Below are 17,102 nucleotides of genomic sequence, written 5' to 3'. Positions count from 1 at the left end.
AGTTAAAAAAGTTAGTTAAATTACCCTCCCAAGTTGATCATAACGTATGCCTATGAAGTGTATTTTTTTAATTATAAAGTTCAATTTTAAAAATTTACACCTATTCTTTTTCTTATTTTTGTCAAATTGTAATGCAAAAAATAAAGGAACATAAATTATGTCCCTCTATCAACATGAAATGAAATTCCCACAACTATTATTCAATAGTTATTCTTCGCTCTGTTCTAACTGTTCCGTTTAATTTTTCTATATTCTGTAGGTGTCTCTCCATATTCTATTCTAAATGCTCTACTAAAGTATTTCGGATCTGAAAATCCTACTTGGTAGGCTACTTCTGAAATATTTTTATTGGTGTTTATCAATAATAAAGAAGCTTTTTTCAACCGTTCAAGTTTTATATAGTTGACCAAAGTTGTTCCTTTTACTCGTTTAAATTGGCTAAGTAATACAGGTCGACTTACCCCTATTTGTTTTTCTATTTCTGAAACGCTAAATGTTGAATCTGAAAGATGTTTGTCAATGATCGATTCTATTTTAGAGATCATCATTTCATCAACTTCTTCAATTACGGAGAGCGTAGTTCTTTTACTCTTTTTGATTTTTTTATTGTATTTCATATTATAAAATAATAAAACACATAAAATCATAAAGAGTAAAAGAATCAAATAAATCATGTGAATACTGAACCTGTTGTCTAAAGTGAAGAGTAGATAAACAGATTCAATAATAATCACAGTAGCGAATAAGAATATTAGAAAAATAAAACTTATTCTAATCAATTTATCTGTTTTCATAGTTAGTTATTTTTATTTCACATTATTCACTCATTTTCTATTCATTAAATTTCAAATCCCAGAATAGTAATATCGTCTCGTTGTTCCGCATCCCCTTGGTGTATCCTTAATACATCCAACAATAAACTATACTGTTTTTCTAATGGCATTTTGATAGATTGGAAAAAGATTTTCTCCAATTTTATAGAACCAAATTTCTTACGGTCGATATCGCATTGATCAATGTATCCGTCAGTAAGAAGATACAATCGGTCTCCTTTTTTCAGTGAGAAATTTTGTTCCGTAAACTTCTTCTCTTTTCTTCTTTTTATTCCTCCAATTGAGATTCTATCCCCAGATATTTTCTTTAGTGCATGCTCCTCTTTATTGTAGATGTACATCATCCCTTTTGCAGAAGAGAAACATAATTCTTTGCTACCATTCTCTGTAGGGTCGATGCGTATAATACTTAAATCCATCCCATCAGAATTTTTAGAATGCTCCTGTTTTAATGCTTTTCTGATCCCTTCGTCTAATTTTTTTAAGACTAATGCAGGAGAACTAATATTGTTCTCGTTGACAATTTTATTCAATAAAGACATGCCGATCATCGACATAAAAGCCCCTGGAACACCATGTCCGGTACAGTCCACAACTGCTACAAAAAGTCTGTTTTCGGTATCTTTTGCACTTAACCAATAGAAGTCTCCAGAGACTATGTCTTTTGGTTTAAAAAGAATAAAGTGATTCGTAAAGAACTGCGAAAACTGTCCTGTTAATGGAAGAATCGCTTCCTGCATTGTTTGAGCATAACGAATGGAATCTGTTATATGTCTGTTTTTTAATGAAATCTCCCCATTGGCCACTTTTAACTGATCCAATAAAGTCGAAATCTCAGTGTTCTTTTTATTTAGTTCAATGTTTCGTTCTGAAATCAACTTATTGGTGTTCGAAAGGTTGTCCCTCTGCATTTCAAGTTCTTCCGCTTGTTGCTGAACTTCCTCGTTGATCATTAAAAGATCATCATTTCTTTCAGCAAGTTCCGCAGTCCTTTCATTTACAGTATTTTCCAAAACCTGTTGTTCTCTCTTGTAAGCTCTAACTTTCCATTTATACCCTAAGTAGATCGTTAATACCAACAATAGAAATACTGAAAGTCTAAACCACCAAGTCTGCCAATATGGAGGATAAATAGTTAGTAGGATTTCTTGTTCATCCTCACTCCATAAGCCATCATTATTGGTTCCTTTTACCATAAAAATATAATCACCCGGATCGAGGTTAGTATAAATTGCCTCTCTTTTATGATTAACATAATTCCAATCCTTATCAAAACCATCCATTTTATATGCATATTGGTTTTTCTCTGGTGAAATTAGATTTAGGGCTACAAAACTGAATGTCAATACATTTTGATCATGGTTCAAAACGATCTCATCTGTACTTGTTATATCTCTTGATAGAATGGGTGAGTTAGTACTGGCTTTTACTTCTTGATTAAAAAGTGAAAATCCTGTGAGTACTACTTTAGGAGAAAAAGGATTGATATTAATCTCTTTGGGTAAAAACTCGTTGGCACCGTTATTTCCACCAAAAATAAGTTTCCCTTTTGCTGTTTTCATATAAGACATGGGTATAAACTCATTGCCTTGTAATCCATCGTCTTTGGTAAAATGACGGAATGAATTTTCATCTACATTAAATTTTGTAATACCAGAGTTAGAGCTCAACCATAAGTTGCCTTTTTGGTCTTCTAAAATACCATGAATACTATTGCTCATCAGTCCTTCTTTTTCAGAGTATAAACTCATAAGATCTGAGGTATATTCTTTGATCGGTGATGACATCTTTTCTTCATCAATCTTATTCAAACCTCCAGCGGTACCAATCCAAATATTGCCCTCTTTATCTTCGTGGACTGCATATACCCAGTTGTGCGATAAAGACTTGGGATCATCTTTATCATTCATAAAGTTAATCCAACGGTCTTCATTAGGGTAATAAATAGATAATCCTCCATATGTTCCTACCCAAATCCAACCTCTTGAATCTTCATAAACATTGAGAGTCCAATTACTCGATAACGTTTCAGCTCCTTTGTTATGTTCTCTCTGAAATACTTTAAAAGTTTCTTGCTCTCTATCAAAAATAGCAACACCGCCTCCATTTGTAGTCACCCACAATTGGTTTTTACTATCTTCAAAAATATCTCTAACGTCATCATGAGGTAGGCTTGACTTATCCCAAGAATTATTTTTGTAGGTCTTAAACTTTTTAGTTTTGGTATCGAATTTTGCTAAACCACCTAAATACGAACCGACCCAAATATTTCCTTGGTGGTCTTCATAAATAGAAAAAACTGACCACTCTTGTAACTTATCTGGATTTCCTTTTTCTGGGGTATAGTGTTCGTATTTTCCTGTTTTTGTATTTAAGAAAGATACACCACCACCACTTGTACCAAACCACAAGTTCTTTTTACTATCTTCAAAAATAGTTTGCACTGTTGTGTGCTTAAGACTATTGTAATTCATCACCTCTCTTTTGTAAGTGTTGAATTTCTTAAAGTTTGGTTCTATGTAATCAATACCTTTTCCCGAAACACCAACCCATAAAATATTCTGTTGATCATAACAAAGAGACTTCAAGGCATTCGATGCAATACTCTTTTTATTTAGATCATCATTTCTGTATATCTTCGTCACCTTATCACTATATGATGATAATAGGTGTAACCCATCAGAAGTTGCCACCCAAACTTGTCTAAAATTATCGACAACAATATCTTGGATAGATGGGTGCTTTAGGGTTTTATTTATGGTATATAAATAATCTATCTCTTTGGTTTGTGGGTGAATTGAAAAGAGGCCATTTTGCAACGTCCCCACTAATATTCCTTTATTTTCTGTGACGATTATTTTAGTAATATCACTAGCATTATTATTCACAAAGTGACTTTGATTTTGGTCCAAACGGATCATTGAAAACGCCCCGTTTTCTCTATCAAAAACACTAATGTTCAACTCATCATGACCAATCCAAATATTTCCGTTTTTGTCCTCGGCTAACGCATTGATAGTAGACAAGTACCTACTTTCTTTATTTGATAAATAATGAACCAATAGTTCACCATCTTCATTAAACTTATATAAACCTGCTCCTTTTGTTCCTACCCAAATATCATCGTCTTTGTCTTGAATAATCGAAGTGATTTCAAACACAAAAGCCTCTTCACCAAAAGGTGATTTATCCATTAATTTTATAAATGATTCTCCATCAGCATTCATCATGTGTAAGTTGGTTGTAGTACCTACCCACAAACGCTGTTCGTTGTCTTCCATTAAGACATTAATGTCATTACTAGAAAGTGCAAAATTCGGATCTGAAGATGAAGTTCTATACACCTTCATTTTATATCCATCATAGCGGTGCAGCCCGTTTTGTGTTGCTGCCCATAAAAAGCCTTTTTTATCCCTGATAAGGTCTTTAACTACCTTATTTGTTAAACCTGAATTCTCATTGATATGGTGAAAAATTTTATCCTGAGAATATGTAATACTAAAAAAAAGTAACAGTATCGATGTATAAATAATTTTTTTCATTTCACTAAAAAGTTTTGTTGTGGATAATCGTTAGTTGTGAATTGATAGTAGAGAAAAGCCTACCCCAAACGGGATAGCTTTTCTATTTTTTGGTTTATACTTAGTAGTAGTTAGTAAGAAATATTTATTAAATATTCCGTTTGATTTTCTAACCCAGAAATCACCTGTTTACCTGTCAAAACAGTTCCGTCTTGTTCCTCTATTGTTGTTGATATGATTAATGCAGAACGCTCTGCATATACAGTGTTTGATGTTTCTTCATCTATTGTAATTTGTCCATTAGAAGATTCAATAACAGACGAATAAGATTTTGCATTATTTGTAATTTCAGATGAATACGCTAATGTTAGTTTAACATGTTCCATCTTACAGTCAATGCTTACAGAAGTCTCCTGACCACTTTCAATCACACATGCTTCTTCTCCATAGAAATATGGTGCATCGAAAGAAAAAGGAGGTTTCTCCTCTGCACTGTATACTTTTACAGTATAGCTCCCCACTGCTAAGTCAATAGAGGCTGGTGCATCAGCAACTTTGTCATAAACAATAACTGCCTCACCTTCTGCATTTACTATAGATAATCCATATTCTTCTACCTCTTCCAAACTTCTCTGGTTACTCGAAAGCTGAATAACCAACTGTCCATGATGTACTTCATTTTCTTTTTCATCTGAAGTAGTACAACTGAAAAATAGTACACTTACAAGTGCTGTGATAAATAATTTTTTCATGTTTTTCATTGTTTCAATTAGTTAATCACTGATACTTTCTTCGATGTATTCTTTAGGCCATTGACATCATTTACAATACCATCACCCCAATCTGTTAGTGTAGTACCTTCCCAATCTTCAGAAAGGTCCAAGTATTCTACTCCTCCAGAATTTCCTTTCCATGACCAGGCATACCATCCGATTCCTAAGCGTTCACACTCTGAAAGAATATGTTCATATGGAATCTGAATTGGTGCTTCTGGAGTTCCACCATGTTGGAAACCAAATTCACCAACAATCAATGGCAATTTCATTTCAACTGCTTTCTCAAGGTTTGAAGTAATGGTCACTTCATTTCTATAACTTTGGTACATGTGAACAGAGAACAGAATATTCTTCTGAGGATCATTATCGATGATTTCCTGTCCATAATCAAAAATCGGTGTCATGTCTTGTCCCCAGCCACTTGCATCAATAACGATGGTATGTTTAAGGCCTGCATTTCTCATCATGGTCACCGCCTCTTTATAAGCATCTCTATATGTAGTTGTTTTACCACTCCATTCATTTGCGATGTTAATTAGAAGGATACTTTCGAACTCTTTCATCACTGCAAGAATATCTGCTCTGACATAAAATTCGGCCATTTTTAATAAGTTTTCCTTACTTTCATCTCCTGTTACATCATGTAATTCGATCATTGGCACCATACCTTTATCGATCGTTGTTGTGATCAACTTTCTTAGTTGAACACTTTCTTCAACATTGTTCCAGTTTTTAGCTTCATAGTTTGTTTGCCAAACCAATCGTACTGCATTTGAGTGATAGGCCGCAATTGGAGTCAACGCATCTAATGCCAATTCTCTTCCTCCGTTATCGAACCAGAAGTGAGCATTGTTAAGGCCTCTAGCAATAAATTCTACTCCATTGGCATCGTATAATTTTCCATCTTTAGTAAAGAAACCAATAGATGTGTTGTAATCTGGTCTTTCTTCTCCCTCTACTGGAGTAATTACAATATCTTTTTCACCACCATCAAGTACAGTTTCATCAACAGTAATTACTAATTTTCCTGTACCTGTATCCACATCAATAGTTACAGTGTAATGTGTTGTAGGTTGGATATTATCAATTGTTACTTCTGCATTCAACTGGCTATTTCCTTCTCCTATCGTTGAATTTACTGTTAAGCTTCCACTCGATCTAAAGTAACCTGATCTAGTTTCGCCTTGTTCGAACGCTAACTCTCCAAAAGAAGATTTTACAACAGAAGAATATACCGAAAACTGATTTTTTACCACATCTGAATAGGCTACAGAAACCATTGTATTCTGAAGATTACATGATAAACTCACTGCAGTTAATTGATCGGATTGGATCGAAAAATCCTCTGAAGTACCACCATATTGAGGATCATCAAAACCCAATTGTTTAGATGATGTGCTTACTCCTTGTGCAGTATATACACCTGTTGCTAATTCGATCTCCTCTGGTAATTCATTTATTGATGCGTAAGAATCCACTGTCTTGCCATCAACATCAACGATATCGATTTTCATGTCCAATGTTTCTTCCTTTTGACGCTGAGAGCTTTGTTCATCAACTTGTTCATCGATAGCGACAGAGAGCGTCAAGTTTCCCATAGTAGTTTCTGGGGTATCTGTTGGTTCTTCTGTCGAACAACTTATCAACCCTAGAAAAAGTAATAATAAGTATGTATTCATCTTTTTTCTCATAATCCAAGTGAAAAATATTTTAAATTATGTTTAGTTTAAAAAATCATATCTGATTGTTTTCTTTCCTGATACAGCTAGCTTTACAGCGTATCTATTCTTCTTGTGATCAATTCTTTCACCTCAAGAGTTCCTTTATTCACTTTCTGTATTTTTATTTCACAGGTAGTTTTTCCTAATTCAGGTAAGGATACCTTCCCAAGGTCTAGAGTTCCCCAAGTTTGTTCTTTTGCCTCCTGTTCTCTCATTACTCTATCCGGAGTTGGTAATGGTGTCGGAGTATAATTTTTTCTGATTTTTTTCTTTATCGTTTGATGACCAATTGTCACTTCTATAATATCTCCTTTTACTACGTCTCCAGCGTACTTTAATTGTAAATGAAAAGTTGAAGGTTGTACGATAGCAATAGGCCATTGGATTTCAGCATAGCCATCGACTAAGTACCAATCATGTGCCCAACCGTTTACGTTAGCTTTAAATTTTAAATCACCCTTAGAGCTACTTTCGTGAGCAGCTAGCACTACTCTTTTACTTTCAGAGTATCCCATAGGAATTCGTAAATCTGAAAAACCTGAAGCCGTAACATCTTTGTACCAATCTAGAAATGCATTTTCTAGTTCCTTAGATTTATTAGGTAATTGGTCTATTAGGTTCTTTTTCTCAGAAGGGTCTTCTTTAAGATTATACAATCCTTTCTCTCCAAATTCTGTCGTAAACCTATAATTTCCCTGTCTCACTGCACCTCTTTCTGCCGTTATTTCAAATCCCGTCATATGTGTATATAGATTTCGGTCTTCAATAACTGCTTTGGAGTCTAATAAATACTCGCTCAAATCTATCCCATCAAATTGGATTTGTTGAGATTTCTCAATACCAGCTAACCCAATTAGTGTAGGCATAAGATCAATATGAGCCGTTGATTGTGTTTTTACAGATGAAGGTATCTTTCCTTTCCATTGAATAGTACAAGGAACCAATGAGCCTCCTTCATGTACTGATGTTTTTCCTCCTCTCCATGGACCATTGTAACGATCTCCTTGAGGGCCATTGTCAGACAAAAACAAAACAATTGTATTTTCTTCTAAATTGTTCTCTTTTAAGTACTGACGAATTCTTCCAAGATTATCGTCCACATTTTTACACATTCCATAAATAGTGGCAATCTTCTTATTTTGCTTTTCGCTATACCCAAAATCAATGTCTTTATAAAGATCATAGTACTTATCTGGTACTTGGTATGGAGTGTGAGGAGCATTAAACGGTACATATGCAAAAAATGGTTGATCTTTATTTTTTTCAATAAATTCGATCGTCGCATCGGTCAAAACATCAGTGATGTATCCCTTTGTCTCTACCATTTCTCCATTATTCTCCAATTGTGTATCAAAGTAATTACTCCAATGACCGGAGGTAAACCCAAGGAAAGTATCAAAACCTTGTCCTTGGGGATTTTCAGGGTAATGAGCTCCATTATGCCATTTTCCAAAACAGCCTGTGGCATAACCTGCTGATTTAAATGCTTCGGCAATGGTTATTTCCTCTGCTCTCATATTTTCCCTACCTCTCGTCACAAACGACACACCTGTCCTTAAGTGGTACCTACCTGTTAATACACTTGCTCTTGTTGGTGCACAAACAGGACTGACATAAAAGTGATCCAATACGGCACTTTCTTCTGTCATCTGATCAAAGTGAGGTGTTTTCAGAAACTCATTTCCTGTGTAAGAAAAGTCGCCCCATCCTTGATCATCGGTTAATATCAAAATGACATTGGGAGGTCTTTTCTCTTGGGCAAATGTTGGAAACAAAATACCCAAGAGATAACAACCAAAAATATATTTTATTACTGTCTTCATTATTGAGTTACATTTTCAGCTACCACTTTAGTAGACAGTACATTCATTTTCTTAGCATACTCCTTAATCACCTGAATAGTACTTTGGTCTTTATCATAAACTCCATACCAACCTTGTGGTTCATGTGGAGGATCTCCAATAAAGTCATCTCCTTTTTTCCAAAATTCTTTTGGTGCTGCTGGACGTCCTCCCCCTGAGTAAGCCCAGAAATTCATACCATAGATAGGAGCGTTTTCCTGTGCATGTTTTACGACTTCATTAAATACAAATTGATAATATTTATCTCTCCAGACCGTTGTCGCTGTAGGTGAATAGTCATCGTTATCTCTAGCAATCCCAAACTCTTCCAATACTGCAGGTTTTCCTAACTGTTTAGCGTCTTGGATATGTTTTGTTAAATAAGTAGTGACTTTTTTCTTTGTCTCTTCAAACTTTTCTTCTGGGTGTGCAGGATCGTACCAACCCCAATTCTGAGCCCAAATATGTATGGTTACATAATCAATTTCATCGATCACATTATCTTTTAGAAGGCTGATACCCGCATCAGGACCTGGGGAGTCTCCTTCAGAACCCAATGATACTAAATGGTTTGGATCAAGTTCCTTAATAAGCGTTGCAGTAGCTTTAATCCATTTATGATACGCTTCCACTTCACTATACCCTCTTGGCTCATTACTAAGTTGCCAAGACATAATGGTCGGGTCTTCACTATAGGCCAAACCTGTTAAAGAATTTTTTCTATTGATCAGTACTCTCAAATGGTCATCAAACATTTTTAAGGCTTTTTCATCAGAGTAGAACTGTTTAGAGTAGTCCGTAAATTTGTTCCATTCTTTTGAAATTTGAGGATAAGGAATAGCTCCTTTTCCAGACCATTGTAGATATTGAGGCATTCCTCCAGACCAAGTCCAAAAGTTATTTAATACCATAACGGCTTTCATATCTCTTTTCCCCATCTCCTGAAGTAAAAAGTCTAGACCAACAAATACATCTTCATTGTATTCACCCGGAGCCGTTTGCATTGTTGGGTGTACTTGAAAGGACTGGTTTTCATCACCTTCTGAAGAAGCTAAAATTCTCAGGTTAGTGATCCCCATATTTTTCATCTGATCCAATTCATTGATCAGACGTTGACGGTCGCCACCTTTTTCCATACCGATATTCATTCCATACCAATAATTCGCTCCCATAAAATAATAGGGATTCCCATTTAGAAAAAAGGCACCATTTTGTACCGTAACAAAGTTGTTATTTAAGGAAGTACTTTGCTCTTGAGTTGGTTTTGAACATGATGCCACTACTACAAGCAGTATCATGTATTTTAAGAGTAATTTAATTTCTTTCATTTTATTGATGTTGTTTGTGCTAATTTTTCAAATCGTTTTATACCTTCTAAACATGCGCGACCATTATGATATGGTGCTTTCCATGGGCCTACTTTATCTTCTTCTAAATTAGGTGTATTATTTTCATCAACTCTCCACCACCATTCGCCAAATTCTTTATTGACTAAATGTTCTATCGAATATTCCCACAAACGATGGGCTGCAATTAGATACTTTTCATCATCTGTATTTTCATAAGCATTGATAAAACCTACCATCGCTTCAATCTGTGGCCACCAATGTCGGTCTGTATCTGTGATACCCGTCGGGTCACCTTCATTGACGATGGCTCCATCTTCTGCAATACCTTCAGCTAAAGTAACATCTGCAATTTTCACTGCTGTATCCTTTACTCTTTCTAATAGTGTCACATCACCCAGCTCTTGAGCTGCTTCCTGAATTAACCATGCTCCTTCTATATCATGACCATAGCTAATTTCATCAGATTTAAGTGTCCAGTTTTCATCAAAAAATAATTTAAAATGGAAGGTATTAGAATCCAAGATAGTATCCAAGAATAGTACAATTAAGTTTTTCAACTGTTGTCCTACCTGTTTATCTTTAGTTGCTTTAAATAATGTGGTATAGGCTTCTAATATATGTAAGTGCGTATTATTTGTTTTCTTTTCGTTTTTGTCTTTCTCGCTAAGTCGTAAATCTTCCATCAAAACCCACTCTTCAGAATATGCTTCGAAATAACCATTTAATTCTTTATCAAAAGCATGTTCTTCGATTTTATGAAAGAGGTCCATTGCCAGGTCTAATGGTTCTTGAATACCTTTTGCAATTGCATATTCAGAAAAGGCGTAGATCACAAATGCATTCGCATAAATTTGTTTCTTTCCATCTACCTTATTACCTAAATAATCAACCATCCAATAAACACCACCATGATTTTTATCGATAAATACCTTCTTAATGTAGTCATAGGCATAATCACATAATTCCAAGTACTTATCATTTTTCAATTGGTTATATGCTGCTGCAAATGTCCATAAGATTCTTGCATGCATAATCGATCCTTTGTCGGCTTCTTTGTGTACTATATTATCATAAGTAATCTGGCCAAAAAAACCTCCATTTTTATGATCAATTGTATTTGACAACCAATAGTTTAAAATACCATCCTTAAGTTCTTTTTCTAGCGATATTTTGAATGACTCTCTATTCATTTGATGGAAATTTGATGATGTTATTTTGATGTATTCTGTAGTATATAAAACCCTTAACTATCTATAAATAATCTAATTTTAATAAGGGACACAAGAAGAAAAAGAGGTGAGATTTAATGAAACTTGCAACTATACCTCTCACCTCTCTCTTCTTATCATTTAAACAGTTTGTCTGTTAGGAATAGTAAGTCCCAATTCGTCTATCATTTTTTCATTCTGATCGACCATATCATGAATCGTCTGCACTGATGTTACTGAACGATAACCATCTTTGGGAGTATTCTTACAATAGTCTATTAACTGTGCTACAGTAGAAGTCGCCACATGCATTCTAGTATCGGATGACGCATAATATATTTTCACTTCTCCACTTTCATCTGCAATCCAACCATTTGCAAAAGCTACATTAGAAACATCGCCAACTCTTTCCTCTCCTAATGGAGCAATAAAATGTCCACCCGGACGATGTGTTACTTTTGTTGGATCTTCCAAAGAAGTCATAAACATATACAATACATAACGAAGACCTGCTGCAGTATTTCTAACACCATGTGCTAGATGCAACCAACCTTCTGAAGTTTTGATTGGAGCCGGTCCTTGTCCGTTTTTTACTTCTTTAATGGTGTGATACACTTTCGGTTCAATCACAACCTCTTCTTTTACCTCGGCATTTTCCATTGAGTCTGTTAACCCCCAGGCAATTCCGCCTCCAGAACCCGTATCTATAAACCCGTCTTGAGGTCTAGTGTAAAGAGCATATTTACCCTCTACAAATTCTGGGTGCAATACTACATTTCTTTGTTGACCAGAATAAGAGATTAAATCTGGAAGACGTTCGAAGTTTACCAAGTCTTTAGTACGAACAATACCTGCCGCAGCTACGGCAGAAGATGTATCTCCTGATGGTGCATTAGGATCTTTTCTTTCTGTACAGAAAATACCATAGATCCAACCGTCTTCATGTTGTGTTAAACGCATATCGTAAACGTTAGTATCCGGTTCATCCGTTTCAGGCATTAAAACTGGTTTATCCCAAAATCTGAAATTATCGATACCATTATCACTTTCTGCAACGGCAAAGAATGATTTTCTATCCACACCTTCTACTCTTACCATTAGTACATATTTCCCATTGAAGCGGATTGCACCAGCATTGAAAGTAGCATTCATTCCAATACGCTCTTGTAATAATGGGTTCGTCGCTTCATTTAGATCATATCTCCAATATACAGGTGTATGTTCTGCAGTAATAATTGGATGTTTATATTTCGTAAAAATACCATTATATGCTTCTGAAGGAGTATTTTTCTTGCTTAGTAATACTTCTTGTTTTTCAATTATATCGACTAATTTCTCTTTAAAATTCATCTTGATAATATTTTGTACTCTCTACTTCGTTTGTAATTTATTCTACTTTATATCTCCCTATTGCTTCTTAAAAGCAATATTTTAGTTGGCTGATACTAGTTCTTTTTCTTCTTTATTTTCAGGAACCTTTATTGGTTCTTCAGGCAACTTATCGTACCAATTTTTCTTAAGGATTAGCGTGGTAATAATTAAGATGGCTGCAGTTGAAAGAATTCCCATTTCCTCCTTGATCACAATGTATAGAGGCAATAGTGTTAGCATTGACTGCCATACGATACCCGTTACAACATTGAACATGTCTTTTTTGAAATCTTTATTACTTTCAAAGCTTGGATCTTTCTCCATCACTTTACGCTTTATTGGCCCCCAGAAACCCCAAGGTTTTACCGACTTGTAGAAGTTCATTAGCGTTTTTTCTTCTGTTGGAGCTGTCAGTAAAGTACCTGCAACAGAACCGATTAATGAAACAACAAAGAGTAATGGGAAGTAATACAACTCTAAAGTTTCTTTAAACACTAATGGGAAAACCATTGACGCGGCAATACCTGCTGCCATACCCCAGAAGAATCCATGACCATTAAATCTCCACCAATGCCATTTTAAGAAGTTAGCAGCAATATAACCACCATACAGTGCAGAAACTATCCATTGTAATACAGAATTAATATCCTCAACATATAAACCAATAATAGTACTTAAAACTACTACTGAAGCTGATATGATATAACTTGCTCTCATTTGTAGTTTACCACTTGCATTAGGGTTGATATATCTTAAGTAAATATCATTCACTAAATAAGCTGGAGCGGCATTCACCGTAGAAGCGAAGGTTGACATAAAAGCAGCCAATAAACCTGCTAATAATAATCCCATAAGCCCTGAAGGAACAAATTCTTTAATGGCCATTGGTAAGATATTTTCAAAATCAAAACCTGATCCGGCAGCATTAATATCTCCACTAAAGTATACTACAGCTAAGATGGTAAACCCACCTATCATTAAGTATCTTGGTAAGAACATAACTGCAGATACAAAACCACTCATTTTTGCAGCTTCCTTTGGCGACTTTGTCGATAAAATCTTTTGCATATCAAAGTTTGGTGCTGGACCAGCCATCGATGCAAAGAATCCTTTAAACAACATCATCATAAAGAAGATAGAAAATGGTGAAAAGCCATCGTTTGAAATTTTATCATTTACGGAAGGGATATAAGCGGACCAATCCATATGTAAATCATAATTGAATAATGGAGAGTTCCATCCTTCTGGTACCATACCCATTAACGTATCTGCATCTACTTGGAACATTGCAATGCCTGCAATAACGATCGCAGAAACAGTCATGATACCAAATTGTAAAACGTCTGTCCAAACAATTGAAAGCATACCTCCCATAACTACATAAAACGTAGCGATAGTTGTAAACAGAATACCATAAACATAAGGTACTTGCTCTGCCGTTAGATCAAATGGCATAAACTGCCCAACATATGACCATGGTATGAAGATCTCGATAAATTTACCAATACCAATAAAACCATAAGACAGAAAACCTAAACAGCTCAGGATGGCGAAAAACACAACAACCATGTGTGATAATTTTCCACCGGTACCATCACCAAATCTTGTTCTAATCCACTCTGCACCAGTTAATACGTTTGATCTACGCAACCAAATAGATAAATAAATCATCAGGAAAATCTGGTTAAATGCAGGCCATAGCCACGGGATCCAAACACTTTTCAATCCATATACAAAACATAGATATACCATCCACATGGTACCAGAGATATCAAACATCCCAGATGCATTGGATAAACCCAGCATATACCATGGTAATGAGTTGCCTCCTAGGAAATAAGATTCCATATTTTTTGAGGCTTGTTTTTTAAGGTAGATACCAATTACTACTGTTGAAAGCAGGTATAAACCTATGATGATCAAGTCTAATACTTCGAGTTGCATAATGAATTAGTTTACTTTCATTTTAGATAATTCAGACTCTAAAAGGATGCTTGGGTCTTCAACAAATTTTATAAAATCACTTGCTGAAGAATGTCCTTTATAAGGCACATAGAAATGGTCTCTTTGTTCTTTTTCATAATTCGCATTTCTCCATAGCATCATATAAGCTGCCTTCTTTGTCCATTCATTATGGTTTAACTTTGGAAGTAGTTTTTCAGTAAAGAAAGTGTCATCAGTTACGGCTTCAAGGCCAGACTCTGAAAAGGCACAAACTTTACCTTTCTTATCTGCAAGCTTGGCTACAATTTCCAATTCATTGATCACCCAAGCTTCTCTTTCTGGTGTAGCATTTTCTCTAAATGCACCGTAATCGTCAAAACCTAATACATCTACATATTCATCACCTGGGAATCTTTCTAGGTATTGCTCTTCCGTTTGAAAAGCATCCGTAGAGTACACATAAATCAGGTGGTGTATTTTTTTCTTATCTCTTAAGTACTTTACAGTAAACTGCCATAAGCTTTTGTAATCCTCTTCAGTGACATTTTTACCTCCCCACCAGAACCATGATCCGTTATGTTCATGCCAAGGTCTAAAAAGTACAGGAATCTTTTCTCCATCAATCTCTAAGTCATTGACAAAATCTGCGAATAGATCTAGTTTCTTTAAGAAGTCTTCATGATATTTTCCTCCTTTAAGCATTTCATCAACAACCCTTGTGGTGTCCCATGAACTTGTTTTTGCCTTAAGGTTAATCATATGCCATGACAAAGTTGTCATGCCTCCTCTAGCATAAGCTTCTTTGATATATTTCTTGATGTCACTAAATAAAACACCATCTAAATTTTTATCATTTCCAATTTCACCCATGTCCCATCCGTAAAGACCTGGATAATCACCTGTTACATTCTTTACGTCAGACCCATTGCCCCACCAATGGTATCCATATGCTAAATCATCTTGATGCCCAAAAATTGTTTTACCTTCAGCCGATACCTGAGATAATTTTTGGTATAATGCGTTGGTTGCTTTAGTTGCTTTTTTATCATTTAGTTTTGGTTCATTTTCCTTATCAGTAGCATTTGTACTACCAATAGATATAAAACAAAACAGAAATAAAGCGATTAAATTCTGTGTTTTCATTATTCTGAATTTTAAAAAATTTCGTTCACTCCTCTTTTATTTATTTGAGGAATACAGTTTGTTTAGATTAGATAATAGTGAAGTTGACATGTCGTCCCTACGATCAACAATGCTCATTTTTCGTTCATTCAACACCTGAAAAGCAAGGTCCCAAGTATTACATGGTTTTTGATAATTCCATTTTTTGGTATTTGCTCTGTCTACCCAATAGTTTGGACGTTCTACCGGAAATGGTTTGATGTAATTCCCGGTCCATCCTCCAAATTCTGGATACTTGGTATTTACTTGTGGATCGATGAGAAACATAAATGGAATAGCTTCTTCTAAGTTGAAAAAAGTGTTCTCCTTTTCAGAAAGATATTTACCCATCGCTCCGAAATGGATCACTTCTTTATACAACTTGTTCGATTCCTCTCCTTCTGAGATTCCTTTAAATGCCCAATCGTTTTCTATCCACCATAGTTCTGTAAACCTTTCAAAGATTTCCGTTCTTCCCCAACCATTCCAGTTCAGGTTCCCACAAACATCTTCATCAGGAGGTTTAATTCCTGAAGCAACGGAGATAACTCTTACTTTCTTTGCCAAATCCGGTGCTCTAAAAAGAACTTCTTTCACCGTCTTCATACTCCCAAGTACTAGGAAATATGTTGGTGAATCGTTACTTTGTCTTATCTGTCGGATGACCTTTTTAATCCCCTTTTCTTTATCTGTAAGAATAGTCTTCTTAAGATCATCTGGCGAAGGAAAATTCCTAGCTTCAAATGAATAACTCTGGTTCTTATAATCTTGAGCATAACACTGTATAATATTATTTAAGATTTCAAGACCATAATCATTGTATTCATCTAGCATTACTGATTGAACACTAACATTATTTAGGTACCATAATAAGTATAAAAATGCATGTTCATCTGTAATGGAATAATCCTTATTATTAATGTCTGTGGTAATAATTACATTTGGAATCTCTTTTTTTTCTATCACTACTTTCTTTTGATTTGAAGAACATGACACTACACACAAAGAGTAAAAAATGATCACTATGTATGTATATATATTCTTCATTTCAGAGATAGATTTTAAAAACTTCCAAATGGTTATACCTCAAATGTACTTGATACAATTAAAGGACGATATGGAGATTTTTAATTTTGATAAGGCCTATGAACAAATACTACTTAATTCGACAAATAGCATTTAGGCACTTTTTAATCATAAACCTTCTCTATTTAGCTTAAATGAGCATTATTAGTAGATTTTTTCATCAATTAGGTATAATATTTGAAGAATATGAATCACATAAAAAAGTTCCTTTTTCATCAAAAAATATATGAAATGAAACAACTATCATCATAAATTAACGGGTAAGATTCGAAAATTTCGCTAATGCATTCA

At 34.9% G+C, this 17,102-nt stretch carries 11 protein-coding genes; all 11 read right to left on the bottom strand.

Annotated features, from left to right (window positions below; genetic code table 11):
* Positions 1–224: 224 nt before the first annotated feature.
* The 11 genes from HGP29_RS19520 to HGP29_RS19470 all read right to left on the bottom strand — a co-directional run bounded on the left by HGP29_RS19520 (position 225) and on the right by HGP29_RS19470 (position 16,772).
* Positions 225–617, bottom strand: coding sequence for a helix-turn-helix domain-containing protein (locus HGP29_RS19520; protein WP_168884107.1), 393 nt, complete (start codon positions 615–617; stop codon positions 225–227).
* A gap of 221 nt (positions 618–838) precedes the next feature.
* Complete coding sequence (locus HGP29_RS19515) at positions 839–4,375, bottom strand: two-component regulator propeller domain-containing protein (protein ID WP_168884106.1); 3,537 nt, start codon at positions 4,373–4,375, stop codon at positions 839–841.
* Positions 4,376–4,485: 110 nt separating this feature from the next.
* Positions 4,486–5,106, bottom strand: a complete 621-nt coding sequence (locus HGP29_RS19510; RefSeq protein WP_211093347.1) for a DUF4493 domain-containing protein — start codon at positions 5,104–5,106, stop codon at positions 4,486–4,488.
* A gap of 17 nt (positions 5,107–5,123) precedes the next feature.
* A complete protein-coding gene (locus HGP29_RS19505; protein ID WP_168884104.1) occupies positions 5,124–6,809 on the bottom strand; it encodes a DUF4493 domain-containing protein in 1,686 nt (561 codons plus the stop codon).
* Between the two features lie 92 nt (positions 6,810–6,901).
* Positions 6,902–8,674, bottom strand: a complete 1,773-nt coding sequence (locus HGP29_RS19500; RefSeq protein WP_168884103.1) for an arylsulfatase — start codon at positions 8,672–8,674, stop codon at positions 6,902–6,904.
* Positions 8,674–10,020 carry a glycoside hydrolase 5 family protein gene (locus tag HGP29_RS19495; protein ID WP_168884102.1) on the bottom strand — a complete coding sequence of 449 codons (1,347 nt, stop codon included), beginning with the start codon at positions 10,018–10,020 and terminating at the stop codon, positions 8,674–8,676. Before HGP29_RS19495 ends, HGP29_RS19500 begins: the two co-directional genes overlap by 1 nt.
* A complete protein-coding gene (locus HGP29_RS19490) occupies positions 10,017–11,231 on the bottom strand; it encodes an AGE family epimerase/isomerase (protein ID WP_168884101.1) in 1,215 nt (404 codons plus the stop codon). Before HGP29_RS19490 ends, HGP29_RS19495 begins: the two co-directional genes overlap by 4 nt.
* 159 nt (positions 11,232–11,390) lie before the next feature.
* Positions 11,391–12,599 carry a glycoside hydrolase family 130 protein gene (locus HGP29_RS19485; RefSeq protein WP_168884100.1) on the bottom strand — a complete coding sequence of 403 codons (1,209 nt, stop codon included), beginning with the start codon at positions 12,597–12,599 and terminating at the stop codon, positions 11,391–11,393.
* A gap of 81 nt (positions 12,600–12,680) precedes the next feature.
* A complete protein-coding gene (locus tag HGP29_RS19480) occupies positions 12,681–14,564 on the bottom strand; it encodes a sodium:solute symporter family protein (RefSeq protein ID WP_168884099.1) in 1,884 nt (627 codons plus the stop codon).
* A gap of 6 nt (positions 14,565–14,570) precedes the next feature.
* Entirely contained in the window at positions 14,571–15,707 is a 1,137-nt protein-coding gene (locus HGP29_RS19475; RefSeq protein ID WP_168884098.1) for a glycoside hydrolase family 26 protein, read from the bottom strand.
* Between the two features lie 36 nt (positions 15,708–15,743).
* Positions 15,744–16,772, bottom strand: a complete 1,029-nt coding sequence (locus HGP29_RS19470) for a hypothetical protein (RefSeq protein WP_168884097.1) — start codon at positions 16,770–16,772, stop codon at positions 15,744–15,746.
* Between the last annotated feature and the right edge of the window lie 330 nt (positions 16,773–17,102).

Source organism: Flammeovirga agarivorans (assembly GCF_012641475.1).
In the GTDB taxonomy this organism is placed as follows: Bacteria; Bacteroidota; Bacteroidia; order Cytophagales; family Flammeovirgaceae; genus Flammeovirga; species Flammeovirga agarivorans.
The sequence above is the reverse complement of the archived record's forward strand: the minus strand, read 5'-3'. Positions and strand labels throughout refer to the sequence as shown.